Annotated in this window: 24 protein-coding genes and 1 pseudogene; 12 read left to right on the forward strand and 13 right to left on the reverse strand. The window is 66.8% G+C overall.

Features of this window, described 5'->3' with window-relative positions:
• Positions 1-50 precede the first annotated feature (50 nt).
• Positions 51-1,175, forward strand: coding sequence for a cytochrome bc1 complex Rieske iron-sulfur subunit (gene qcrA, locus G6N27_RS06020; protein WP_163781423.1), 1,125 nt, complete (start codon positions 51-53; stop codon positions 1,173-1,175).
• Positions 1,172-2,857 (forward strand): cytochrome bc1 complex cytochrome b subunit, encoded by a 1,686-nt coding sequence (gene qcrB / locus G6N27_RS06025; RefSeq protein ID WP_163775518.1) that lies wholly within the window; start codon positions 1,172-1,174, stop codon positions 2,855-2,857. The genes qcrA and qcrB overlap by 4 nt, the downstream gene beginning before the upstream one ends.
• A gap of 14 nt (positions 2,858-2,871) precedes the next feature.
• Here qcrB and G6N27_RS06030 read toward each other — a convergent pair whose 3' ends face one another.
• The 4 genes from G6N27_RS06030 to ctaC form a co-directional block, all read right to left on the reverse strand.
• Complete coding sequence (locus G6N27_RS06030; RefSeq protein ID WP_163775519.1) at positions 2,872-3,495, reverse strand: DUF2561 family protein; 624 nt, start codon at positions 3,493-3,495, stop codon at positions 2,872-2,874.
• Positions 3,492-4,385, reverse strand: a complete 894-nt coding sequence (locus tag G6N27_RS06035) for an MmpS family transport accessory protein (RefSeq protein ID WP_163775520.1) — start codon at positions 4,383-4,385, stop codon at positions 3,492-3,494. Before G6N27_RS06035 ends, G6N27_RS06030 begins: the two co-directional genes overlap by 4 nt.
• 186 nt (positions 4,386-4,571) lie before the next feature.
• Positions 4,572-4,991 carry a cytochrome c oxidase subunit 4 gene (locus G6N27_RS06040; RefSeq protein WP_163775521.1) on the reverse strand — a complete coding sequence of 140 codons (420 nt, stop codon included), beginning with the start codon at positions 4,989-4,991 and terminating at the stop codon, positions 4,572-4,574.
• A 25-nt stretch (positions 4,992-5,016) separates the two neighbouring features.
• Complete coding sequence (gene ctaC / locus G6N27_RS06045) at positions 5,017-6,093, reverse strand: aa3-type cytochrome oxidase subunit II (RefSeq protein WP_372512967.1); 1,077 nt, start codon at positions 6,091-6,093, stop codon at positions 5,017-5,019.
• 159 nt (positions 6,094-6,252) lie between these two features.
• On the opposite strand from ctaC, the gene asnB reads away from it, so the two are divergent.
• On the forward strand, positions 6,253-8,202 hold the full coding sequence (gene asnB / locus G6N27_RS06050; RefSeq protein ID WP_163775523.1) for an asparagine synthase (glutamine-hydrolyzing): 1,950 nt from the start codon (positions 6,253-6,255) through the stop codon (positions 8,200-8,202).
• Between the two features lie 3 nt (positions 8,203-8,205).
• On the opposite strand, the gene G6N27_RS06055 is transcribed toward asnB, so the two are convergent.
• Positions 8,206-9,183: a carbohydrate kinase family protein gene (locus G6N27_RS06055; RefSeq protein WP_163775524.1), complete on the reverse strand. Its 978-nt coding sequence runs from the start codon at positions 9,181-9,183 to the stop codon at positions 8,206-8,208.
• A gap of 130 nt (positions 9,184-9,313) precedes the next feature.
• On the opposite strand from G6N27_RS06055, the gene G6N27_RS06060 reads away from it, so the two are divergent.
• Positions 9,314-9,958 (forward strand): Rv0361 family membrane protein, encoded by a 645-nt coding sequence (locus tag G6N27_RS06060; RefSeq protein WP_163775525.1) that lies wholly within the window; start codon positions 9,314-9,316, stop codon positions 9,956-9,958.
• Between the two features lie 10 nt (positions 9,959-9,968).
• On the opposite strand, the gene G6N27_RS06065 is transcribed toward G6N27_RS06060, so the two are convergent.
• Positions 9,969-10,328, reverse strand: coding sequence for an iron-sulfur cluster assembly accessory protein (locus G6N27_RS06065; RefSeq protein ID WP_163775526.1), 360 nt, complete (start codon positions 10,326-10,328; stop codon positions 9,969-9,971).
• Between the two features lie 61 nt (positions 10,329-10,389).
• Positions 10,390-11,466 (reverse strand): glycerate kinase family protein, encoded by a 1,077-nt coding sequence (locus G6N27_RS06070; RefSeq protein ID WP_163781425.1) that lies wholly within the window; start codon positions 11,464-11,466, stop codon positions 10,390-10,392.
• Between the two features lie 105 nt (positions 11,467-11,571).
• On the opposite strand from G6N27_RS06070, the gene G6N27_RS06075 reads away from it, so the two are divergent.
• The 4 genes from G6N27_RS06075 (at position 11,572) to G6N27_RS06090 (ending at position 14,606) form a co-directional block, all read left to right on the forward strand.
• Complete coding sequence (locus G6N27_RS06075; RefSeq protein WP_372512969.1) at positions 11,572-12,198, forward strand: DUF3043 domain-containing protein; 627 nt, start codon at positions 11,572-11,574, stop codon at positions 12,196-12,198.
• Positions 12,199-12,283: 85 nt separating this feature from the next.
• Positions 12,284-12,820 (forward strand): bifunctional adenosylcobinamide kinase/adenosylcobinamide-phosphate guanylyltransferase, encoded by a 537-nt coding sequence (locus G6N27_RS06080; RefSeq protein WP_163775528.1) that lies wholly within the window; start codon positions 12,284-12,286, stop codon positions 12,818-12,820.
• Positions 12,817-13,869, forward strand: a complete 1,053-nt coding sequence (gene cobT, locus G6N27_RS06085; protein WP_163781426.1) for a nicotinate-nucleotide--dimethylbenzimidazole phosphoribosyltransferase — start codon at positions 12,817-12,819, stop codon at positions 13,867-13,869. Before G6N27_RS06080 ends, cobT begins: the two co-directional genes overlap by 4 nt.
• Complete coding sequence (locus tag G6N27_RS06090; protein ID WP_163775529.1) at positions 13,866-14,606, forward strand: adenosylcobinamide-GDP ribazoletransferase; 741 nt, start codon at positions 13,866-13,868, stop codon at positions 14,604-14,606. The genes cobT and G6N27_RS06090 overlap by 4 nt, the downstream gene beginning before the upstream one ends.
• 9 nt (positions 14,607-14,615) lie before the next feature.
• On the opposite strand, the gene G6N27_RS06095 is transcribed toward G6N27_RS06090, so the two are convergent.
• A complete protein-coding gene (locus G6N27_RS06095) occupies positions 14,616-16,112 on the reverse strand; it encodes a wax ester/triacylglycerol synthase domain-containing protein (protein WP_163775530.1) in 1,497 nt (498 codons plus the stop codon).
• 245 nt (positions 16,113-16,357) lie between these two features.
• On the opposite strand from G6N27_RS06095, the gene G6N27_RS06100 reads away from it, so the two are divergent.
• The 4 genes from G6N27_RS06100 to G6N27_RS06115 all read left to right on the forward strand — a co-directional run bounded on the left by G6N27_RS06100 (position 16,358) and on the right by G6N27_RS06115 (position 20,723).
• Positions 16,358-17,161 (forward strand): transglutaminase-like domain-containing protein, encoded by an 804-nt coding sequence (locus G6N27_RS06100; RefSeq protein WP_163775531.1) that lies wholly within the window; start codon positions 16,358-16,360, stop codon positions 17,159-17,161.
• A gap of 141 nt (positions 17,162-17,302) precedes the next feature.
• The gene (locus G6N27_RS06105; RefSeq protein WP_163775532.1) at positions 17,303-17,779 is read left to right on the forward strand and encodes a DUF5994 family protein; all 477 of its coding nucleotides are present in this window, start codon (positions 17,303-17,305) and stop codon (positions 17,777-17,779) included.
• A 447-nt stretch (positions 17,780-18,226) separates the two neighbouring features.
• Positions 18,227-19,861, forward strand: coding sequence for a fatty acyl-AMP ligase (locus G6N27_RS06110; protein ID WP_163775533.1), 1,635 nt, complete (start codon positions 18,227-18,229; stop codon positions 19,859-19,861).
• 58 nt (positions 19,862-19,919) lie between these two features.
• On the forward strand, positions 19,920-20,723 hold the full coding sequence (locus G6N27_RS06115; protein WP_163775534.1) for a GAF and ANTAR domain-containing protein: 804 nt from the start codon (positions 19,920-19,922) through the stop codon (positions 20,721-20,723).
• 5 nt (positions 20,724-20,728) lie between these two features.
• Here G6N27_RS06115 and G6N27_RS06120 read toward each other — a convergent pair whose 3' ends face one another.
• From G6N27_RS06120 to gcvT, 5 genes and pseudogenes are all read right to left on the reverse strand, one after another.
• Complete coding sequence (locus tag G6N27_RS06120; RefSeq protein WP_163775535.1) at positions 20,729-21,487, reverse strand: GAF and ANTAR domain-containing protein; 759 nt, start codon at positions 21,485-21,487, stop codon at positions 20,729-20,731.
• A 39-nt stretch (positions 21,488-21,526) separates the two neighbouring features.
• Complete coding sequence (locus G6N27_RS06125; protein ID WP_163775536.1) at positions 21,527-22,234, reverse strand: GAF and ANTAR domain-containing protein; 708 nt, start codon at positions 22,232-22,234, stop codon at positions 21,527-21,529.
• Positions 22,235-22,341: 107 nt separating this feature from the next.
• Positions 22,342-23,448 carry a branched-chain amino acid aminotransferase gene (locus G6N27_RS06130; RefSeq protein ID WP_163775537.1) on the reverse strand — a complete coding sequence of 369 codons (1,107 nt, stop codon included), beginning with the start codon at positions 23,446-23,448 and terminating at the stop codon, positions 22,342-22,344.
• Positions 23,445-23,525 (reverse strand): annotated as a pseudogene (locus G6N27_RS25650) (hypothetical protein); the annotation flags it as partial. The gene G6N27_RS06130 and the pseudogene G6N27_RS25650, both read right to left, overlap by 4 nt.
• 31 nt (positions 23,526-23,556) lie before the next feature.
• On the reverse strand, positions 23,557-24,654 hold the full coding sequence (gene gcvT, locus G6N27_RS06135) for a glycine cleavage system aminomethyltransferase GcvT (RefSeq protein ID WP_163775538.1): 1,098 nt from the start codon (positions 24,652-24,654) through the stop codon (positions 23,557-23,559).
• Positions 24,655-24,656 lie beyond the last annotated feature (2 nt).

Genomic DNA, 24,656 nt, shown 5'->3' on the forward strand with positions numbered 1-24,656 from the left:
CGAACGAAGAGGGCCACACCGCACTGCCCAGCGAGGACGAACTCAACGCGATGTCGCGCGAAGAGCTGGTCGCGCTCGGCGGCCGGATCGACGGCGTGCAAACCGTTTTCAAAGAGCCGCGCTGGCCGGTCGAAGGCACCAAAGCCGAGAAGCGCGCCGAGCGTCAGGTCGCCATCTGGCTTTTGCTGGGCGGGCTGCTCGGGTTCGCACTGCTGTTGGTGTTCCTCTTCTGGCCGTGGGAGTACCAGCCGAACGGAGCGCCTGGCAACCTCGTCTACTCGCTGGCCACCCCGCTCTACGGTCTGACGTTCGGCGGGTCGGTGCTGTGCATCGCCATCGGCGCGGTGCTGTACCAGAAAAAGTTCATCCCAGAAGAGATTTCGATTCAGGACCGCCACTACGGCGCCGCCGGATCAGACGAGATCGACCGCAAGACGGTCGCCGCCAACTTGACCGACGCCTTCGAAGGCTCGACGCTGCGCCGCCGCAAGCTGATTGGCCTCTCGCTGGGCGCAGGCCTCGGCGCATTCGGGTTGGGCACCCTGGTCGCCTTTGCCGGCGGCCTGATCAAGAACCCGTGGAAGCCCGTCGTGCCGACCGCCGACGGCAAGAAGGCCGTGTTGTGGACCTCAGGCTGGACGCCGCGTTTTCACGGCGAGACGATCTTCCTGGCCCGCGCCACCGGCGAAGGCACCGGAGCGCCGTTCAGCAAGATGCGCCCCGAGGACCTCGAAGCCGGCGGCATGGAGACCGTGTTCCCCTGGCGCGAGTCCGACGGCGACGGCACCACAGTCGAGTCCCACGAGAAGCTCACGCTGATTCTGTCCGCGGTCCGCAACCCGGTGATGCTGATTCGCATCAAACCCACCGACATGCAACGAGTGGTAAAACGGAAGGGTCAGGAGAGCTTCAACTTCGGCGAGTTGTTCGCCTACACCAAGGTCTGCTCGCATCTGGGTTGTCCCTCATCGCTCTACGAGCAACAGTCCTACCGGATCTTGTGCCCATGTCACCAGTCGCAGTTCGATGCGTTGCGTTACGCCACACCGATTTTCGGCCCAGCCGCGCGCGCGTTGGCGCAGCTGCCGATCACCATTGACGCCGACGGGTACCTGGTCGCCAACGGCGACTTCATCGAGCCAGTCGGTCCGGCATTTTGGGAGCGCACCACATGAGTCCAAAACTGAGTCCCCCCAGCATCGGTGAGATCGTCGCGGGTCAGGGCAATGCCGTCGACTCGCGGTACCACGTGGCGGCCGCGACCCGCCGCCAGCTGAACAAGGTCTTCCCCACCCACTGGTCGTTCCTGCTCGGCGAGATCGCGATGTACAGCTTCGTCGTGCTGCTGCTCACCGGTGTGTACCTGACGCTGTTCTTCGACCCCTCCATGCAAGACGTCACCTACAACGGCGTCTACCAACCGCTGCGCGGCGTGGAGATGTCGAAGGCCTTCGCCTCGACCCTCGACATCAGCTTCGAAGTGCGCGGCGGCCTGTTCGTGCGCCAGGTCCACCACTGGGCCGCGCTGATGTTCGCCGCGTCGATCATGGTGCACCTGGCCCGCATCTTCTTCACCGGCGCCTTCCGCCGACCCCGCGAAGCCAACTGGGTCATCGGTTCGCTGCTGCTGATCCTGGCCATGTTCGAGGGATACTTCGGCTACTCGCTGCCCGACGACCTGCTGTCCGGCATCGGTCTGCGCGCCGCACTCTCGTCGATCACCATGGGAATGCCGGTGATCGGCACGTGGCTGCACTGGGCGCTGTTCGGCGGCGACTTCCCTTGTGGCGGTGCAGGAAACGACTGTGCTGTAGCGGGCTACATCGTCCCCCGGATGTACGGGCTGCACATCCTGCTGCTGCCGGGCATCATTCTCGCGCTGATCGGCGCGCACCTGGCGTTCGTGTGGTTCCAGAAGCACACCCAGTTCCCGGGCCCGGGCCGCACCGAGAACAACGTCGTCGGTGTGCGCGTGATGCCGGTGTTCGCGGTGAAGTCAGGCGCCTTCTTCGCGCTGACCACCGGTGTGCTCGGCCTGATGGGCGGCCTGCTGCAAATCAACCCGATCTGGAATCTGGGGCCCTACAAGCCATCTCAGGTCTCGGCGGGTTCGCAGCCGGACTTTTACATGATGTGGCCCGACGGCCTGGCCCGGCTCTGGCCGGCCTGGGAGTTCTACTTCTTCCACCACACCGTGCCCGCCACGGTCGCGGTCGGGACTCTCATGGGCCTGATCTTCGTCCTGCTGATCATCTATCCGTTCCTGGAGAAGCGGTTCAGCGGCGACCACGCCCACCACAACCTGCTGCAGCGGCCGCGTGACGTGCCGGTGCGGACGTCGATCGGTGCGATGGCCATTGCGTTCTACATGGTGCTGACGCTGTCGTCGATCAACGACATCATCGCCTACAAGTTCCACATCTCGCTGAACGCCACCACCTGGATGGGCCGCATCGGCATGATCGCGCTGCCGCCGCTGATCTACTTCGTCACCTACCGGTGGTGCATCGGCCTGCAGCGCAGCGACCGTGCCGTTCTCGAGCACGGCGTCGAAACCGGCATCATCAAGCGCCTGCCGCACGGCGCCTACATCGAGCTGCACCAGCCACTCGGGCCCGTCGACGAGCACGGCCACCCGATTCCGCTGGAGTACCAGGGCGCCCCGGTGCCGGTGAAGATGAACAAGCTGGGCTCCGGCGGCTCGCCGGGCTCCGGCAGCTTCCTCTACGCCGATCCCCCCGCCGAGGATGCCGCGCTCTCCGAAGCCGCCCATGCCGCCGAACACCGCGCGCTCACCGCTCTGCGGGAGCACCAAGGCGGCAGCAACGGCAACGGCTCATCGAACGGCCATCACTGACGCTGCTGCTTGCGCTACGCGGCAATCATGCCGCGTAGCTGCCGCACCTGCCGCCACGGAATCAGCGGCATGGCCAGCGTGATCGCCCCTGCCACGCCGTAAGCGCTCCAGGAGAAGCCGTCGTGGCCGATCGCCATCGAATAGGTCGCGGTAGCCACTGCGAGTAACGCGGCGCCCACGGCGCTCATCAGCGCGGCGGTGCCGCGCAACCAGAACCGGTTCACCTCCGCGTCGGACAACGCCGGGCGCAACGCGGTCAGCTTCTCGGTGGCGCCCTGCGCGGACTGGACGGACAACTGCCCGGAAGACCTGGTCGACTGCGACGCCGTCGTGCGGGCCGGCGTCCGCGCGACCGGCCCGTCGCGGGTGATGCGGCGGGCCCGCAGCAGCATCGGGATGGCCGCCAGGATGATCAGCGCGGAGATGATGATGATCGCGTACAGCACTGACGAGGTGTGCGGATTCCCCTTGGCCTCATGAAAACCCCTGCCCAGGTCCATCAGTGCAACCAGGGCCGCCACGCTCATGCCCACCAGGGCAAGCCAGATCACGGCGCATGATCCGAGCACGATGCGATCAGCGGTTGCCGGCGTGACCCTGCCGCGTGCGCCCCACGCCCGCGAGTACCTGTCGATCATCCGCAGGTCGCCTGCGGCTGGTTGTTCTCGTTGTCGGCCAGCACTTTGCCGTCGCTGGTGGTGATCTTGCAGTTGAGCTTGCTCAGTCGCAGCAGGCTCGTCGCCTCGATGGAGCCGACCTCGGACTGCGAGATCGGCGTCAGCGTGATCGTCCACGGGATGTAGACGTTGGGCATGATGCGTCGCATCCCCGATCCGTCGGTGTAGGAGATGGTGATCTGGTCGAACGGCGCCTTCGTGCCGGTCACCGAATAGGTGACCTGCTTGGGGCCGGCCGGTGCCGGCTCCGGCGCCGGCGCGGGTGCCGGAGCGGGTGCGGGGGCGGGGGGGGCGGGGGCCGGTGCAGGCGCCGGGGCGGGTGGCGGCGGCGCCTCGCTGGTCGGTGGCGGCGGCGGCTCGCTGGTCGTCGGCGGGGGCGGCGGCTCGCTGCTCGACGGCGGGGGCGGCGGCTTGGTGGTGGTGATCTCGTCCTGGATCGGTGGTGTCGATGTCGGGGCGGTGCTGGGCGTGGCCAACTTGTTGGTGTCGGTGCGGGCGAACAGCAGCGAAACCGAAACCACCAGTGCGATTGCCGCCACGATCGCCGCGACGCCGACGATCCACGGCCAGCGCGGCGCGCCCGTCTCCTCGTCGTCGGGAGCGCTTTCGCCGTAGTTGTCGTAGTCGTACAGGTCGAGGTTCGCGGGCACATAGGGCCCGCTGCTGATGTGTTCGGACTCCGGGGCCGAGTAGGCCCGCGAGTACACGTCGGTCTGGCCCGTCGAGGTGTCCGGCTCGGACGCGCCTACCGCCGTCTCGGCAAATTCGCTGCCGCGCTGCTCGAATCCGCTGGGCTCGACACCGGGTTCTCGCTCTTCGGACTCCGGTCCTGGTGGATTCGGCCCGCTCATGTCTGTCTGTCCTGTTCGACTACTTCACCGGCGCTCGCGGCACCGCGGCTGTGTTGTTGAACGCGCGCTCCGATGTTCCTCATTGTGCCTGGCGAAACACTACCGAACGGGAACTCACATAACATTCTCGGCGACCCTGTCGCGGATCAACTGATGCCCGGATTGTGACCTTGAAGCCGGCGCGAGTCAGTGCTTCTCGGGCCCGACGTAATACTCGAAGACCAGGCCCGCAGCCGAACTCAAGATGAACACCACGCCGGCGGCGATCAACCACGGCAGCCACAACGCGATGCCGACGGCGGCCACCGAACCCGACAGCGCGATCAGGATCGGCCACCAGCTGTGCGGGCTGAAGAACCCCAATTCGCCTGCGCCGTCGCTGATCTCAGCGCCCTCGTAGTCTTCAGGCCGGGTGTCGAGCCGGCGAGCCACGAACCGGAAGAACGTTGCCACGATCATCGCCATACCGCTGGTCAGCGCGAGCGCGGTGAGGCCGGCCCACTCGATGCCACCGGTGGCGAACCGCCAGGTCAGCAGACCGTAGAGCACGGTACAGAAGACGAAGAACGCCGCGATGAATTCGAACAGCCTGGCTTCGATGTGCATTAGCCTTCTCTCCCTTACCCAGTCCCTACTTACTCGCCTGCGGCGCCATTTCGCCGCGGCGGGTGTCGAACGGGTGGGTGGTGACGGCGACCGGGGGCTGAGCGATCGCCTGCAACGCCTGCGCGTTCGTCTTCCCGGCGATCCGCTGCTGCAGGTAGGCCTTGAAGTCGTTGGGCTGCACGACGCGGACCTCGAAGTTCATCATCGAGTGATACGTGCCGCACATCTCGGTGCAGCGACCCACGAACGCCCCGGTCCGGTCGATCTTGGCGACCTGGAAACGGTTCACGGAGTGATTGGCTGCCGGATCGGGCATCACGTCACGCTTGAACAGGAACTCCGGCACCCAGAACCCGTGGATCACGTCGGCCGATGCCAGCTCGAACTCGATCCGCTTGCCGGCGGGCAGTACCAAGACCGGAATCTCGGTGCTGGTGCCGACCGTCTCGACCTTGTCGAAGTTGAGGTAGGTGCGGTCTTCGGTGTTGAGCCCGCGGACCGGGCCGACCCGCTCTTCGCCGTGGGTGTCCTTGCCTTCGGGCTTGGAGACCATGGCCGCTTTACGCGCCGGGTCGGCTCCGTCGAACTTGAGGGTGCCGTCCTTGAAGTCGACCTTCTGGTAACCGAACTTCCAGTTCCACTGGAACGAGGTCACGTCGACGATGACTTCCGAGTCGGACGCCAGGTGCAGCATCTTCTCCTGCACCACCACGGTGAAGTAGAACAGCACCGAGATGATCAGGAACGGCGTCACGGTGAGCACCAACTCCAACGGCATGTTGTAGCCGAACTGCCGCGGCAGCTCGGTGTCGGTGGCCTTCTTGCGGTGGAATGCCATCGACCAGAACATCAGGCCCCAGACGATGACGCCGACCACCAGAGACGCGACTACGGCACCGATCCACAGCTGCCGGTTCCAGGCACCTTCCTCGGTGATGCCCTTCGGCCAGCCCAACGCGAAGGCGTCTGACCAACTGCAGCCACTCAGGGTGATCGCCAGCAGCCCGATCATGCCGGCGAGCACCGGCAGACGAAGCCGGCGGGATCCCGCCGAACAGTTTCCCAACAAGCCCTGCGAACAGCCTGACCCGCGAGGTGTCACGGTCGCGCCTCCTGAATAACAAGCTGGGCCGACTCCGCGCATCCCCTGGTGGAGAGGACCGTCGGCTGACTCGCACGTCGAATACTACGCAGCGTAGACCACGCACGCAGCGAAGCCGTGCCCAGGCCCGCCGCTCGCTTTGCGGCATACTCATGGGCGATGTGTGGACTGCTGGCCTTCGTGGCTGCCGCGGCCGGCGGTGAGCCGTCCCGCAATGCCCATGCCACGGCCGCGGCGATCGCCGACGCGTCGCACCTGATGCGCCACCGCGGGCCCGACGAGCCCGGCACATGGGCCGATCCCGCTGGAGCGGTCGTCTTCGGTTTCAACCGGCTGTCGATCATCGACATCGCGCACTCGCACCAGCCGCTGCGCTGGGGCCCACCGGACAGCCCTGAGCGCTACGAACTGGTGTTCAACGGCGAGATCTACAACTACCTCGAGTTGCGCGCCGAGCTGGCCGGGCAACACGGGGCCGTCTTCGCCACCGACGGCGACGGCGAGGCGATCGTCGCCGCCTACCACTATTGGGGCGCCGAGGCCGTGACGCGGCTGCGCGGCATGTTCGCCTTCGCGCTGTGGGACTCCGTTACAGGCGAATTGTTCTGTGCCCGAGATCCTTTCGGCATCAAGCCGCTGTTCGTGGCGACCGGTACCGGCGGCACCGCGGTGGCCAGCGAGAAGAAATGCCTACTGGCACTGGCCGACATCGTCGGGTTCGACACCGATATCGACGACCGCGCGGTGCAGCACTACACCGTGCTGCAGTACGTGCCCGAGCCTGAGACGCTGCATCGCGGGGTGCGGCGGCTGGAATCGGGCTGCTACGCCCGCATCCGCCCCGGGCAGCCGCCGCAGACCACCCGCTACTTCGTGCCGCGATTCGACGCGGTCCCGTTCACCCGGGAAACCGAGCAGGCCCGCTACGACGAGATCACCGCCGTCCTGGAGGACTCGGTGGCCAAGCACATGCGGGCCGATGTCACGGTTGGATCGTTCTTGTCGGGCGGTATCGACTCGACGGCGATCGCGGCACTGGCCATCCGCCACAACCCGCGGCTGATCACCTTCACCACCGGCTTCGAACGTGAGGGGTTCTCGGAGATCGACGTCGCGGTGGCTTCCGCCGAGGCGATCGGCGCGCGGCACATCGCCAAGGTGGTCGGCGCGGAAGAGTTCGTCGCCGCGCTGCCCGAGATCGTCTGGTACCTCGACGAACCCGTGGCCGACCCAGCCCTGGTGCCGCTGTTCTTCGTCGCCCGCGAGGCACGCAAGCACGTCAAGGTGGTGTTGTCCGGCGAAGGCGCCGACGAGCTGTTCGGCGGCTACACGATCTATCGGGAACCGTTGTCGCTCAAACCTTTCGACTACCTACCCGAACGTCTTCGCCGCTCCATGGGCACCTTGTCCAAGCCGCTGCCCGAAGGCATGCGCGGCAAAAGCCTGCTGCATCGCGGATCGCTGACGCTCGAACAGCGCTACTACGGCAATGCCCGAAGCTTCACCGACGCGCAGCTGCGCAACGTGCTGTCCGGATTCCGCCCGGAATGGACCCACACCGACGTCACCGCACCGATTTACGCCGAGTCGACCGACTGGGACCCGGTAGCCCGGATGCAACACATCGACCTGTTCACCTGGCTGCGGGGCGACATCCTGGTCAAGGCCGACAAGATGACGATGGCCAATTCGCTGGAACTGCGGGTCCCGTTCCTGGACCCCGAGGTGTTCGCGGTCGCATCGCGACTGCCGGTGAACGCCAAGATCACCCGCACCACCACGAAATACGCACTGCGCCGTGCGCTGGAGCCCATCGTTCCCGCGCATGTGCTCAACCGGCCGAAACTGGGCTTCCCGGTGCCCATTCGGCACTGGTTGCGCGCCGGCCCGCTGCTGGAGTGGGCGCACGAGATGGTGAACGCGTCGGCGACCGACCACCTCGTGGACGCGTCGGCTGTCCGGCGCATGTTAGAGGAACACCGTTGCGGCACAGCCGATCACAGTCGAAGGCTGTGGACCGTGCTGATCTTCATGCTGTGGTACGCGATCTTCGTCGAGCACAGCGTGGTGCCGCAGATCAGCGAACCGCAGTATCCCGTCGAACTCTGAGCGTCAGCCCAGTACGGCAGCGATCTCGGCCGCGGCCTCGTCGCCGTAGGCGCCGGCCAGCCGGGTCTTGGCGACCTCGCGGTCCCAGGTCCACTCCTGGGTGCCGGTCGACTCCAGCACCAGCACCGCGACCAGTGAACCCAGCTGCGCAGAGCGCTCCAGGCTGAGCCCACTACTGCGGCCGGTGAGGAAGCCGGCCCGGAACGCGTCGCCGACACCGGTCGGGTCGGTCTGGCTGTTCTCCGGCACCACCCCGACGTGGATGGTGGACCCGTCGCGGTCCACGATGTCGACGCCCTTGGCGCCCAGCGTGGTCACCCGGAGGTCGACCTTGCCCAGCACGTCGTCCTCCGACCAGCCGGTCTTGGAGAGCAGCAACTCCCACTCGTAGTCGTTGGTGAACAGGTAGGCCGCGCCGTCGATCAGCTTGCTGATCTCCTCACCCGACAACCGGGGCAGCTGCTGCGACGGGTCAGCGGCGAACGGCAGGCCGAGCTTGCGGCACTCCTCGGTGTGCACCACCATCGCGTCGGGGTCGTTGGCGCCGATGATCACCAGGTCCGGCTCGCCGATCGACGAGACCAGATCGGCCAGCTTGATGTTGCGGGCTTCCGACATCGCGCCCGGGTAGAACGACGCGATCTGGGCCATGTCCTCATCGGTGGTGCAGACAAAACGCGCAGTGTGCGCCGATTTCGAGATCAACACGTGGTCGGTGTTGACCCCGTGTGACTGCAGCCACTTGCCGTAGTCACCGACGAAATCGTCACCGGCGGCGCCGACCAGCGCCACGTCACCACCGAGCACCCCGATCGCGAACGCGATGTTGCCGGCCACCCCGCCGCGGTGAATCACCAGATCATCGACCAGAAAGCTCAGCGACACCTTCTGCAGGTGTTCGGCCAGCAGGTGCTCGGAGAATCGACCCGGAAACCGCATCAGATTATCAGTGGCAATAGAACCGGTCACCGCGATCGTCACGAAAATCCACCCTCCACAAGCTCTAAGTTCGGCTAGCTAAGGGTACCCGTGGCTGCGGGCGGTCATGCACCGCGGCCCGACGCCCGCTAGCCTCCGTAAAACCGGCCTTGCTATCCGAGGAGATCCACTTATGCCCGGTCCGTACTCGTCGGACCGCCCTCTGGGTGCGCACGAACCACCTTTCGACGACACCCATCCCAGCGAGCCGCTACCCGCTCCGCCGCCGGCGTTCGGGCCCGCAGGGCCGCCCCCGGCGACCTACCCCTGGCCGCCGCCGCTGCCCTACCCGAAACCTCGGCGTCGGCGTTTGGTCATCGGGGCGGCGCTGGCACTGCTGCTGGCGGCGGCGCTGACCGCGGTCATCCTGCGCGGACCGCACGGCGGTCCGACGACCCCGTCCGGCCCGTTCTCCGACGCCATCGCGAAGACGGCGATCCAGGGCTACCTGGACGCCCTCGAGCACCGCGATTTCGAAGCCATCGGCCGCAACACCTTGTGCGGCATCTACGATGCGGTGCGAGACCGGCGCACCGACCAGGCGCTGGCCAAGCTCAGCAGCGACGCGTTCCGCAAGCAGTTCGCCGAGGCAAAGGTGACCACGATCGACAAGATCGTCTACTGGTCGGACTACCAGGCCCAGGTGTTGTTCAGCATGCGCGTGCAGCGCCCCGGGGGCAGCGAGACCAGCGAAGTACAGGGCGTCGCCCAGCTACTGAGCCAGCACAATCAGGTTCTGGTGTGCTCGTATGTGCTGCGAACGGCAGGGACGTACTAACGCCGCGGCGTCAGTTGAACGAATCGCCGCAGGCGCACGAGCCGGTGGCGTTCGGGTTGTCGATGGTGAAGCCCTGCTTCTCGATGGTGTCGACGAAGTCGATCGACGCGCCCTGGATGTACGGCGCGCTCATCCGGTCGACGGTCAACGTCACGCCACCGAAGTCGGCGGTGAGGTCACCGTCGAGGGCGCGATCGTCGAAGAACAGGTTGTAACGCAGGCCGGCGCATCCGCCCGGCTGGACTGCGATACGCAGCGACAGGTCGTCGCGACCTTCCTGCTCCAGCAGCGCCTTAGCCTTGGCTGCCGCGGCGTCGGTCAAGGTCGCGCCGTGGGTGGTGGCGGTGGCTGACTCGTCCTGAACAGTCATTGCGTCTCCCTGTAAGTATTTGCATCCGCACGGGTTCATCTCAGCGAGTGAACCCATCCCCTCAAAGGTACCTTGTCGCGCCACTATTCCCGAGTCGCGCCGCAACCTGTGCGGACAATCCCGTCAGCTGGTTAGCAGCATCGACCTGGGCCAACCGCACCGAGCCCGCGTAATTGGCGACCGCGAAAGCGGCGGTCACACCGGCCGCGTGCAACACGGCCTCGCCGAGATCGACCTGACCAGCCAACACGATGACCGGGACCTGCGACGATCGCGCCGCCGCGGCCAGGGCGCCGATCACCTTGCCGTGCAGCGACTGATCATCGAACTTTCCCTCCCCGGTGAGGACGAGATCGGCGGCGGCGATGTCTGCGGACAGCCCGGTGTGCTCGGCAATGATCGCCGCGCCGGATTCGCACCGGCCGCCGAGCGCCAGCAGCGCCGCCCCGATCCCGCCCGCGGCGCCCGCACCCGGCTCCGCGCTGACCGCCCACCCGGCAGCGGTATCCAGCTCGTCGCCCCAGACGACGAGCCGCTGCTCGAGCGTCGCCACAGTGGCCGGATCCGCACCCTTCTGCGGCCCGAAGACCCGGGCGGCGCCCCGCGGACCGATCAGCGGGTGGTCCACGTCGCAGGCGGCGATCAACTGCACGCCGGCCAACCGCCCGCGGGCCCCGTCCAGGCCGCCGAGCTCGTCGATCAATCCCCGCCCACCGTCGGTGCTGGCGCTGCCGCCCAGGCCGACGACGATCCGGGTCGCGCCCGCCTGCGCCGCCGCCGCGATGAGCCGTCCGACTCCCCTGCTCTGCGCCGCGAGCGCCGTCCGGGGTGTCGGTGGGCCGCCCAGCCGGGCTAGTCCGCACGCCTGAGCGCATTCCAGATACGCCGTCGCCGAGGGCGCGTCGAAAACCCACTCGGCCCGCACCTCGTCGTCCAGCGGCCCGCGCACCTGCAGGTGACGGCGTTCACCCAGCCGGCCGGCCAGGACATCGACGAATCCCGGGCCGCCGTCGGATTGCGGTGCGATGACCAGCTGGTCGGCGGGCCGTACCCGGCTCCAGCCCGCCGCGATCGCCGTGGCCGCCTGGACCGCGCTCAGGCTGTCGCCGTAGCTGTCCGGGGCGATCAGCGTCCGCATGATCTCCCAACAGTAGGTCCGGCCCGGACCGTGTACCGGACGGATCGACACCGAAGTAACCTGGCGGACGTGAGATTGCTGGGCCGTAAGAAGGACGACAACGTCATCGTCGACCGGGCCGAGGCCGGAGATGCCCCGGACGCCGAGCTGTCGTCGGTGTCGCGGACGACCGCCCCGAAAGGCAGGCCCACGCCGCGGCGCAACGCCGGGCGCAAGGGGCCGGTCGCGCCGGCTCCGATGACCGCCGCCGAGGCCCGGGCCCGGCGTAAGACGTTGTCCGGACCGAAGCTCAGCCGCGAGGAACGCAAGGCGCAGAGCTCGGAGCGGCGCGCGGCGATGGCCGAGCGACGCGAGCGCATGATGGCCGGTGACGAGCGCTACCTACTGTCGCGCGATCAGGGTCCGGTCCGCCGCTACGTGCGCGACGTCGTGGATTCCCGCCGCAACGTGCTGGGGTTGTTCATGCCGGCGGCCCTGACGCTGCTGTTCGTCATGTTCGCCGTCCCCCAGCTCCAGCTGTATATCTCGCCGGCGATGCTGCTGCTGATGGCCCTGATGATGCTCGACGGGCTCATTCTGGGCCGCAAGGTGGCCCGGCGGGTCGACGAGAAGTTTCCGCAGGACACCGAAAGCCGTTGGAAGCTTGGCTTTTACGCGGCAAGCCGGGCCTCGCAGATGCGCCGAATGCGCACCCCACGACCTCAAGTCAAGCCTGGCAGCAGTGTCGACTGAACAGCGTCCGAAGAAGTTCTCTCGTGGCGACCCGCTGCGCCCGGCTGCGCCGCGCTTGCGATCGCCACGGGGTGCCTGATCCGCCGTGCGAACCCTGGTACTCGGCGGCATCAGGTCAGGCAAGTCGCGGTGGGCGGAGGCTGCGATCGCCGAGTCGCTGCAAGCCGACCAGCCGGTGCACTACCTCGCGACCGGACTTCTCAGTGTCGACGATCCGGCGTGGTCGCAGCGCGTCGCCGAGCATCGCGACCGCCGGCCGCCACATTGGTCGACGTTGGAAACCGACGACATCGCAACGCAATTGCGGCGGTCGCCGGACACGCCGACGCTCATCGACGACATCGGCGGCTGGTTGACCGCCATCATGGATCGTCGTCACGCATGGGAAGGTGGGTCGGTGTCGCCCGACGTCGACGAGCTGATGACCGCGATCGCGGAATTCGGTGCACCGCTGGTGTTGGTCAGCCCCGAGGTCGGCTTGACCGTGGTCCCGGCCACCGAGTCGGCCAGACGGTTCACCGACGAGCTGGGCGTGCTCAACCAGCGCTTGGCGGTGCTCTGCGACCGGGTGATGCTGGTGGTGGCCGGCCATCCCCTGCCGATCAAATTGCCCAGGACCTGACGATGTTTGCACCGGTCGCGCCTCCCGACACGGCCGCCGCGGCGGCAGCTCGCGCGCGCCAAGACACCCTCACCAAGCCTCGCGGCGCGTTGGGCCGCTTGGAGGATTTGTCGGTGTGGGTATCGTCGTGCCAAGGGCACTGTCCGCCAACCCAATTCGCACGCGCTCGAATCGTGGTGTTCGCCGGAGATCACGGCGTGGCCCACTCGGGCGTGTCGGCCTATCCCCCCGAGGTCACCAGCCAGATGGTCGCGAACATCGCCTCGGGCGGAGCGGCGATCAACGCGCTGGCCGAGATCGCGGGTGCGACGGTGCGCGTGGTCGACCTGGCCGTGGACGCCGACCCGTGGTCGGATCAGATCGGCGCTCACAAGGTGCGCCGCGGCAGCGGCAATATCGCGGTGGAGGATGCACTCACCGCGCAGCAGACCCGCCAGGCGATCGACGCCGGCCGACAGATCGCCGATCAGGAAGTCGATGCCGGTGCGGACCTACTGATCGCAGGCGACCTGGGAATCGGAAACACCACCGCGGCAACCGCTCTGGTCGCGGCGCTGACCAACGTCGAGCCGGTCGCGGCGGTCGGTTACGGTACCGGCATCGACGACGCCGGGTGGGCCCGCAAGACCGCGGCGGTGCGCGACGCGATGTTCCGTGCCGGACCCGTGCTGGCCGAGCCGGTCGCCACGCTGCAATGTTGCGGCGGAGCCGATTTGGCGGCCCTGGCCGGCTTCCTCGCCCAGGCCGCGGTGCGGCGGACTCCGGTGCTGTTGGACGGCATCACGGTGACGGCCGGCGCATTGGTCGCCGAGCAACTCGCGCCGGGCGCCCGGCTCTGGTGGCAGGCCGGCCATCTGTCGACCGAACCCGCGCATGCGCTCGCCCTGGCTCAGCTCGGCCTGGATCCGATCGTCGACCTGCGGATGCGGCTCGGCGAGGGCAGCGGCGCGGCGGTGGCGCTACCGGTGCTCCGGGCGGCGGTGGCCACGCTGTCATCCATGGCGACCTTCGCCGAGGCCAACGTCTCCGACCGTCCTATGCCATCGTGATCGGTTCGGTGGCAACGGCTTTCGCTTTCGAGACTGTCATCCCGCTGCCCGCCCGGTCGGACCGGCCGTTCAACCGCGGCGCGATGACCGCGCTGCCGCTGGTCGGGGCGGCACTCGGCGGCGTGGCCGCCGCGGTGACGTGGGCCGGCGGCTTCGCGTTCGGCGCGGGTCACCCGCTGACCGGCATGCTCGCGGTCGCCGCACTGTTACTGGCCACCCGCGGGCTGCACATCGACGGCGTGGCCGACACGGCCGACGGGCTGGGCTGCTACGGAACGCCGGAGCGGGCACAGCAAGTGATGCGCGACGGGTCGACCGGACCGTTCGGAGTGGCGGCCGTGGTGTTGGTGATCGTCCTTCAGGGGCTCGCATTGTCGACGCTGTGCGCGGCCGGGGTCGCGGTCGCGGTGGCAGCGGGCCGGGTTGCGGCGGTACTGGCCTGCCGACGCTCGATACCGGCTGCGCCGGGCAGCGTGTTGGGCGCGCAGGTCGCGGGCACCCAGCCACTGCCGGTGGTGGCGGCCTGGGTTGTCGTGCTACTGGCGGCCTCCTCAGCGGCGGGTCGGCAGTTCTGGCAGGGCCCGGTGGCGGTGCTGGCGGCGCTGATGTGCGCCGCGCTGCTGGTCCGGCACTGCCTTCGTCGGCTCGGCGGAGTCAGTGGCGACGTACTCGGCGCCGCAATCGAATTGACCACTACGACGGCCGCGGTCCTGCTGGCGGCGTTTGCGCGGATCTAGGCGCGCAGGTCACCCTCTGCCGCGCGGACGATTCGCGGGGTGCGTCGTCATCTCGGTGACAACCGAACGACCCTGTCCGCGAGGAGATTTCGCGGCTGCCGATGCGAGAATATCGACGGAGATCGCGATTCCGGTGGCGATTTCGTCGACTGCGGGCACATTGTCCGGGCAGGCGCACACGCTGACTTCCAACTCGTCACCGCGAGCCGTCAGCCCGATGCTCAATCCGCAGCCGTCGGATAGCGGCGCCACGGTATTCATGCTGATCACCCTGGCGCCGGCACAATATGCCGGCTCCGGCTCGACCGCGGTGTGGGAAACAGCGCCGTGGCAGGTCGGCCCCAGCAAATTGCGCAGGCCCGAACGGTTGTAGAGTCCCATGCCCAGGTGCGCGACGGTCGGCGGGATCAACGATCCGATCACTGCGGAATCAATTGTGGAAGAATAGCTTTCGGCAACGCCGCTGCGGATGACGTTGAGTCTCTCGGTGGCGGTGTGGAGGTTGGTGAGGATCTGGATCGGGTCGTCGAGGTGCACCGGGACGCGAAGCCGACCGGTGCTCAGCGCCTTTCCGACCCCCTTAAGGCCTGCAGCCGGCAACTCGAACGGCATCCACATCAGCAGCGGATGATCGGGCACCCTGTCGTGGCGTTTCAGCCAGGCTCGCAACGACATGGTGCACGCCGCCAAGACGACGTTGGTGATACTTCCGCCGAACGCACCGCTGACCGTCCTCGCGTCCGCCAGCGAGATCGCGCTGAACGCCACCGCACGCCGCTGCGTCAGCGGCTCGTTGAGCACTGTGCGCGGAACGGGTCCACTCATCGACGACGACGCCGGGGCCGTTGCGGCCGGACCCAGCAGCCGCTTGGTCACGGTCTGCAGCAACCGCGACACGCTCCCACCGATGACCCACATGCCGGTGAGCTGATTTTCGACGAACTCGGTCACTGCATCGGTAGCCATTTCGGCGACCGACGGCGGCGAGCCCACACTCGGCTCGATCGGGAGGTTGTTGGCGGGGTCGTCGTTCGGCTTGGCCGTCAGCAGCCGCGGCCATACGGAAGCCGCGCCGGCGGCACCGTCGTTCAGCGCCGGCGACATCGTGACCGCCAATGCCCACCGGCCTCCCTCGAGACCGTCGATGCTCCACGCTTCCCAGAGCGGTCGGCGGCGGCGCCGTCCCCCGCTGCTGAGATGCGCGACGAAGTCGGCTAATTCACGCTGGCCGCCGGGAGCGCGAACGGTGGCGGAATGAATGTGTGGTAACGGGTCATAGTTCTCGATCTCGGCCCACACAGGCTGACCCATGCCCAGCGGCTTGGACACCAGTCGGCTGCGGAACAGCGCCAGTTGCGGCAGCGACGCCGCGACCACGTGATGCAGCCGCTGGTGACTGAGGTGGTCGGCGGATTCCATGACGACCACCGCAACGGTGTGCGCGGGTGTCTTCTGACTCTGGGTGTGCAGCGACAGCGCATCGGCCCCCGACAGTCGCGTGGCCATCAACGCACCATCCTCATCGCCCATTTGACGGCAAAACCGTTGTGCCAAGGGCCTTTACCGATCGGCGCCACGGATAACCGTCGCCGACACCTGATTGCGTTGCGTTTGTGCACGACAATTCGACCTCGAATCCATCGCCGCAGCCCAGCCTATGCCATGTGCGACGAGGATAGAAGCGACAGCGAAGGAGGGGCCCGCACCGTCGCTGGTTGGCGAATCCGCTGAAAGCGGCGCAGTATCGCGCTATGAGACGAGAAGTGGGCGCTGAGCTCGAAGTCGAAATCACCATGCCCACGACGCTTGAGTTTCAGATTGCCGTTGCGCCACATCCGCAGACTGAGGTATACGAGTCGCTGCGTTTCGTGTTGAACGGACGTCCTGTTGAGCCTTTGGAGATCAGCGGTCTGCACGGCAACCGCATCCATAAGCTCGAGGCACCGGTGGGAAATCTCAGAGTCGACTATGCGGCGACCATCGTGGGTCAGACCGACCCGGCTCCGATAACCGACCACGACCTGTCGATGTATTTGCGGCCGAGTCGCTATGCCGAGGCCGATAAGTTCTACGGCTTCGCCGAGACCGAATTCGGCACCTACGGCGATTCCGCGACGCTGTTGGAGAACGTCAGCTCGTGGGTCGGGACCAGGCTGAATTACGTTGCAGGATCCAGTGATCCGATCGATGGGGCAGTCGATACGCTGCTCAGCGGTCAAGGCGTCTGCCGCGACTTCGCGCATCTGGTGGTGGCGCTGCTGCGTGCGGTCAACGTGCCGGCCCGAGTGGTGTCGGTGTACGCCCCCGGCCTGTACCCGATGGACTTTCACGCGGTGGCCGAGGCATTTGTCGACGGAGAATGGCGGGTGGTCGATGCGACGTTGCTGGCGCCGCGGCAAACTCTGGTCCGGATCGCCACCGGTCGTGACGCCGCCGATACCGCGTTTCTCGATAACCACAAGGGCGCAATCAACCTCACCTGGCTGTGGGTGACCGCTGTCGTCGACGGCGACCTGCCCGCGGATTCCATCGACCACTTGGTATCGATCCGCTGACTGCTCGAACCCGCCTTGGCCCCCGGAAAAGGCGAGTAAGGTCGAGTTATCCGCGATACCTTGCACGCGACTAGTCACAGCCGCGTCATCGCTGATTCGAGTGATTTTGGCCGATCTCGCGGTCAAGACGGGAGCGTCGTCATGACGCTGAAAGACGATCACGTGGACCCCGGTCACAAACAATCCGGGCCGGAACACACGCCGCGCCTGAGGTTGAAGCCCAAGGCACCTCAGAGCGGATATGTCGATGGGGCATGGTGGCCGCATTCCGACGACCTCGCCGCGGAACTGCCAGATCTGTTGGCTGTTCTGTCAGTTCGACTCGGGCCGATCAGCCGGGTGGTCTATCGGTTCGACGAATGGTCTGCGACACCGAGAAAGCTGTCGATCGGCGAAAGGGTGGTACGACTCGACGGCTATAGCATCCAACCGGCGCACACCGTCGAAGTGCTCGGGCTGAACCGACATAGCTTGGTACTGCTGGTCGTTTCGCCGCATGCCGATCCAGAACAGGCACACGCTGTCATGATGACCGCAGCGGGACCGAGCAACGCCTTGACGGTCGACAGCCTGCTGACAACCAGCGCGGAGGAGTCGGACAGGCGCATCAGTCGATAGCGGCGAATTTCGTTGATCCGCAGCAGAAGCCGTCTCAGGTAGCTGTCGAATGCGCCGCAGTGTTCGCAACATGCCGCGACAGTGGCGCCGACATGCGGTGACCTCGTGCGTCAACAACGTGTTCCGAATAGGCCTACTGAGGTATGGTTTGACTCGGTTGACTCCGCAGCCTCCCGGAGACGTCCGGTGGCGATCTGTTAGAGGTCCCCACCGAAGCGTCTTTGCACACTCGATTACATCGACGGTCAATGGGTTGAGTTTTCCGGACTGCCCCCAGACAGAGTCAGGCGCTCAAAGTTTGATCGCTGCACCTATGGGCTGCATGAATGCGGCTTGGCGCACCCGCATTCTCGCTGAAAGCTTTACCGTTCGAAGCCGACACCTTGGCTGCGCTCACGCACGCGCACACCCGATTCCACGCCCCCACGCGCAGCCGAAGGATTGGTCTTGAGCACATTCACCGAAACGATGTATGAGACTGCCCGGTCCAGCCCTAAGGGTTTGGTCACCGGGGAGCCCGACTGCCCGGTGCGACATACCTGGGGCGAGGTGCACGACCGCGCCCGTCGTATCGCGGGTGGGTTGGCCGCGGCCGGCGTCGGCCACCACGACGCTGTTGCGTTATTGGCCGGTGCCCCAGCCGAAATCGCGCCGACCGGACAGGGTGTGTGGATGCGTGGCGCCAGCCTCACCATGCTGCACCAGCCCACCCCTCGCACAGACCTCGCACGCTGGGCCGAGGAAACCACCGCCGTCATCAAGATGATCGGCGCGACGACGGTCGTCATCTCCGATCCGTTCATGGCCGCGGCTCCGCTGCTGTCCGAACTCGGCGTGGGCGTGCTGGTGATCGACGAGTTGCTCGGCAGCAGTCCGATATGTCCGGTCCAGACCAGCGACGACGACATCGCGCTGCTGCAATTGACCTCCGGGTCGACCGGGGCGCCCAAAGCCGTTCAGATCACCCATCGCAACGTGGTGGCCAACGCTGAGGCGATGTTCCTCGGCGCGAGCGTCGATATCGAGTCCGACGTGATCGTGAGCTGGCTACCACTGTTCCATGACATGGGCATGACCGGCTACCTGACCGTCCCGATGTTTTACGGCGTCGAGCTGGTCAAGGTCACTCCGATGGACTTCTTGCGCGACACCCTGCTGTGGGCCAAGCTCATCGACAAGTACCGGGCCACCATGACCGCGGCACCGAATTTCGCCTACAACCTGTTCGCCAAGCGCCTTCGCAAGCTGGCCCGGCCCGGTCAGTTCGACCTGTCCACGTTGCGGTGGGCGCTGTCAGGCGCCGAACAAGTCGAACCCGCCGATGTCGAAGACTTCTGCGAAGCGGGCAAGCCGTTCGGGCTGCGTCCCGAAGCGATCCTGCCCGCTTACGGCATGGCCGAGACGACCGTGGCCGCTTCGTTCACCGAATGCGGCGCAGGCATGGTGGTCGACGAGGTGGACGCCGACATGCTCGCCGTGCTGCACCGGGCTGTCCCGGCGACCAAGGGCAAGACCCGGCGGCTGGCCACGCTCGGCCGACTGCTGGACGGGCTTGAGGCGCGCATCGTCGACGAAGACGACAACGTCCTGCCCGCCCGGTGCGTCGGCGTCATCGAGATGCGTGGCGAATCGGTGACACTCGGCTACACGACGATGGCGGGTTTCGTTGCGGCACAAGATGATCACGGCTGGTACGACACGGGTGATCTGGGCTACCTCACCGAATCCGGTCGCATCGTCGTCTGCGGCCGCGTCAAGGACGTGATCATCATGGCCGGCCGCAACATCTACCCAACCGACATCGAACGCGCCGCGGCCCGAGTGTCCGGCGTCCGCGCCGGCTGCGCCGTGGCCGTGCGCCTGAACGCCGGACACCGCCGGGAGACGTTCGCCGTCGCCGTGGAGTCCAACAACTGGGAAGACCCTGCGGAGGTTCGTCGCATGCAGCACGGCGTTGCCCACGAGGTGGTCGCCGAAGTCGACGTGCGGCCCCGCAACGTCGTGGTGCTCAAGCCGGGCATGATTCCCAAGACCCCGTCGGGCAAGCTGCGGCGCGCCCACAGCCTGGCGCTCGTCAACTGATTTTTCCGGCGCCGACAGCGAGTAGATTGGTCGTTTATCGAGGTTGCAGGAGGAATTTTTGGCCGACTTCGACCCCCAGCCCGGACGCGCCGCGTCGGAGGTTGCCGAACTCTCCGCCACCCAGCGGGAGGCGGATGAGGCCGAGCTCTATGCGGGACTTCGCAAAGTGGCCGGGATCGTGGCGGGCGCCCAAGGCGTGATCGACCTGCTCGGAGATGTGGCCGAGTTCGCCGTCCAGGCGATCCCCGGCGCCGACGGTGTGGGCGTCTCACTCGTCGACCCGTGGCATGACAAACCGACCGTCCAGACGTGGGCGGCGACTGCGATCCTCGTCCACGAGATCGACACGGCTCAATACGACGAGCTGAACGAGGGTCCATGCATCACCTGCATGGAGTCGCGGCGGCCGACCGTCAGCGGATCGCTGGGCAGCGACAGCCGTTGGCCGCACTTCGGCGGCCGCGCGGCGCGGATGCGTGTGCACTCCGCTCTGGCGCTGCCTTTGATCGTGGGCGACCAGGTGATCGGTTCGATCAACGCCTACGCCAAAAACCGCGATGCGTTCGGCGACCACGCCGTGCAATTGGGGTCGCAATTCGCCCGGCCCGCTGCGATTTCCGTATACAACGCGCAGCTGTTGGCCAGCGCCCAGGAACGGACCATCCGATTGCAGCGGGCGTTGGACAGCAGAGCGGTGATCGATCAAGCGATCGGCATCATCCGCAGCCGCTCGGGGGGCACCGCGGACGAGGCCTTCGAACGGCTGGCCCAGATCAGCCAAGGTGAGAACGTCAAGCTGCATGCCGTCGCGCAGCGCCTGGTCGAGGAGGCCGTGCGGCGGGCCGTGGCACGGCATCGCTGACACGGCTATTGCGGTGGCGCCGTGAGCAATTCGGCGAATTCTGCCACCAGCATCGCCCGGGAATCCCGATCGGTCATCAACTGGTGAGCGAGGTCGGTCAGATGCTGGCCACGATCCCGCGCATAGGACCGCAACAGGCCGAACGCCTCCTCCACGGACACATCCAGCACTGCGCGCAGGAAGCCCTTGGCCTGTTCGACGATGACGCGACTGGTGAGCGCGGAGCGCAGCTGCGGCATGACGGTGGCGGGGGTGGGCGGCAGTTCCTGCAGAATCGCGACGCACGCGATGTGTGCCAGGGTCTGGCCGACGAGCAGATCGGCTTCGTTGAGCTCACCGGGCCGGATTCCGAACAAGCCGAGCGCACCCAACACGGTGCCGGCGGCCCGCAGCGGGACGGCGTGCACCGAGGAGAAGCCGCCCTCGACCGCGGCGGCCACGAACCGCGGCCACCGGTCTGCCATCGCGTGGGCGTCGGCGACCGTCACAGGTTCGCCGGTGGTGTAGCAGTCCACGCACGGGCCTTCGTCGGCTTGCAGCTGGAAGAGCTCGAGGTCACGGGCTTCTTCCGACGTGGCGGCCAGCAGCTGCAACTGTTGCAGTGGATTGGCGAGCAGAAGTCCGGCGGCCTCGATGTCGAGCAGATCAGCACAGCGCTCGGTCAGCCCGGTCAGCAGTTCGACGACGTCGAAGTCGTCCAACAGGCTGTCGACGAGCGAGACGACGGCATCCAGCACGCGGGTTTCACGGTTACTCTCAGGCACCTTGGCATCCTTTCCGGACTCGAGTCAGCCGAACGCGTATCAATTGGCCTCGAGCTTGAGTCGGCGCTCGAGGATGTCATGCGCGACGTCGGTCGCGCTGCGGTTGGTGGCGTACGCGTGAGCCCGCAGCCGCACCAGGGCCTCGGCCGGCTCCATCTCCAACTGGGCGACGAGCATGCCGATGGCCTGGCTGACCTCAGCGCGACTCAGCGTGTTGAGTTCGGCCCAGGCATTGCTCGTGGGATCGGTGACAGCGGCCTGCAGATCGGCATCCAGCAGGTCTAACAGCGGGATGGCGGCGAGCTCCGCTGCCGCGACCGCGCCGGTCAAGTCCCCGCCCGACAATGGGCCCGGCTGCGCCGCGAAAAAGTCGACGGCGCCGACGAATTCGCCGGCCACCACGACGGGCACCGCGTAGACACCTCTGACGTGGTGGGCCAACATGGCCGGCCCGTACGCGGGCCACCGGGCTTCATCAGAACCGGCGAGGTCGGCAGCCAGGATCGGCATCCGCCGGGTGACGGAGTCCAGGCACGGTCCCTCCCCGAGAGTGAACTGCAGTTCGTCGTAGGCTCGCGCGGGCGCACCGCTGGATCCCAGGGTTCCGCTGCTCGCCCCGTCGAACACGAGCGAAATCGCCGCGGCGTCGATCTCGAAGAGCATCACGCAGGCCTCGCACAGGCGGTCGGCCGCCTCTACCCCGCGCCGGCCGTCGACGGCCTCGAGGAGTTGCTCGTGAATCGCCACATCTAGCCGAACGGGGCCTGTAAGGCTTCGGCTGACGATCGCGGCGGCGGCGTCATCCCCCCAGCGTCGCACTAGTCGGGCTGTTTTACGAGCCCGAACCGTGGCGTTCAGCCGAGCTGTGACATCCAGCCGTGGGTGTCGGCGAACGTTCCGCGCTGGATTCCGGTGAGCGTATCGCGGAGTGCCATCGTCACCTCGCCGGGTTCGCCGCCGCCGACCGTGAATTCGCTGTCGCCGTATTTGACGTGCGAGACCGGCGTGATCACCGCGGCGGTGCCGCAGGCGAACACCTCGGTGATCTCACCGGCGGCGGCCTTCTTCTGCCACTCGTCAATATCGATCTTGCGTTCCTCGACAGCGAATCCGGCGTCAGTTGCCAACTGCAGCAACGCGTCTCGGGTGATTCCCGGCAGCAATGACCCGGACAGCTCCGGGGTCACCAGGCGGGCCGAACCACCGCTGCCGAAGACGAAGAACAGGTTCATGCCGCCCATCTCTTCGATGTAGCGGCGTTCCACGGCGTCCAGCCAGACCACTTGTTCGCAGCCGTGTTCGGCGGCTTCGGCCTGCGCCACCAACGATGCGGCGTAATTGCCACCGAACTTCGCCGCACCGGTACCACCGGGGCTGGCACGCACGTAATCCGTTGAGACCCAGACGGTTACCGGTTTGATGCCGTGCCTGAAATAGGCGCCCGACGGCGACGCGATCACCATGTAGCGGTATTGCTTCGAGGGGCGGACCCCCAGCCCCGGTTCGGTGGCGAAGATGAACGGGCGCAGATACAGCGACTCCTCGCCACCGGCCGGCGGCACCCAGGTCTTGTCGACCGCGATCAGTTGACGCAGCGACTCCAGGAACAGCTCGGCAGGTAGCTCCGGAATCGCGATCCGCTGCGCCGACGCCCGCATGCGAGCGGCGTTGGCCTCCGCGCGAAACGAGACAATCGACCCGTCGGCCCAGCGATACGCCTTGAGCCCTTCGAAGATCTCTTGCGCGTAGTGCAGCACGATCGCCGAGGGATCCAATTCGATCAGCCCGTATCCGGTGACGCGTGCATCGTGCCAGCCCCGGCCTTCGGTGTAGTCGATCGACACCATGTGGTCGGTGTGATACCTGCCGAAGCCGGGGTCGGCGAGGATCGCGTGCCGTGCGTCGTCACTGGTCGGGTTCGCGGTGATCGACACCGTGAAGTCGAGGACGTCGCTTTTCATATGCGCCGCTCCTCCTCATCGCTTCGTCCCCCTCGCCGCTGCGCGGCTGGAGGCACCCCGACTGCATCGTCACCGGCGCAGGGCATCACAGAATTGTATAACTCGGCGCTACCGGGTTTTTGGATCGACGAACGGCGGGCGCACCACTTCGCATTCGACGCCACGCCCACGTACGTCGACAGTGACATGCCGACCATCCTCGATAACCGCGTCGACGTCGATGAGCGCGAGGGCGATACCGACTTTCAGGGTCGGCGAGAACGTACCCGACGTGGTGACCCCGACCTTGCGGTCCCCGTCGAGCACGCTGAGGTCCGACCGGAGCACACCGCGACCCACCGCGCGCAGACCCCGCAGCAGCCGTTGTGGACCGGCCTCCTTTTCGGCCAGCAGCGCGTCGCGGCCGAAGAAGGCGTCCTTCTTCCAGCCGATCGCCCAGCCGCACCGCGCCTGCAGCGGTGAAATGTCGGCGGACAGTTCGTGACCGTGCAGCGGATACCCCATCTCAGTGCGCAGGGTGTCGCGCGCCCCGAGACCGGCCGGCTGTCCGTCGGCCCGGGTCACCGTGTCCAGCAGCGCGTCGAACACCACACCGGCCTCGTCCCACGGCGGCAGCAGCTCGTAGCCGTGCTCGCCGGTGTACCCGCTGCGGCAGACCCGCACCGGAACGCCTTCGAAGGTGGCGTCGGCATAGCCCATGTAGTCCATTTCGGTGGGCAGCCCCAAACCGGTGAGGACATCGGTGGACCGTGGGCCCTGCACCGCCAGCACCGCATACGACCGGTGCTGGTCGGTGATGCTCACCTCCGCCGGCGCGGCCTGCTGCAGAGCCGCGACCACCGCCGCGGTGTTGGCGGCGTTGGGCACCAGGAAGACCTCGTCCGGTCCGACATAGTAGGCGATCAGATCGTCGATCACACCGCCAGAGTCGTTGCAGCACAACGTGTATTGAGCTTTGCCCGGCTGGATGCGGTCGAGGTCGTTGGTCAGCGTCGAGTTGACGAACGCCGCCGCGCCCGGCCCCTTGACCAGCGCCTTACCCAGGTGGCTGACGTCGAACAGGCCGACGGTGTTGCGAGTCGCGGTGTGCTCGGCGACGGTGCCGGCATACGACACCGGCATGAGCCAGCCGCCGAACTCGGCGAACGTCGCTCCCAGCTCGCGGTGCCGGTCCGCCAGGGGTCCTTGCAACAGGTGATCGCTCACGA

This window comes from Mycobacterium cookii (genome assembly GCF_010727945.1).
Lineage (GTDB): Bacteria > Actinomycetota > Actinomycetes > Mycobacteriales > Mycobacteriaceae > Mycobacterium > Mycobacterium cookii.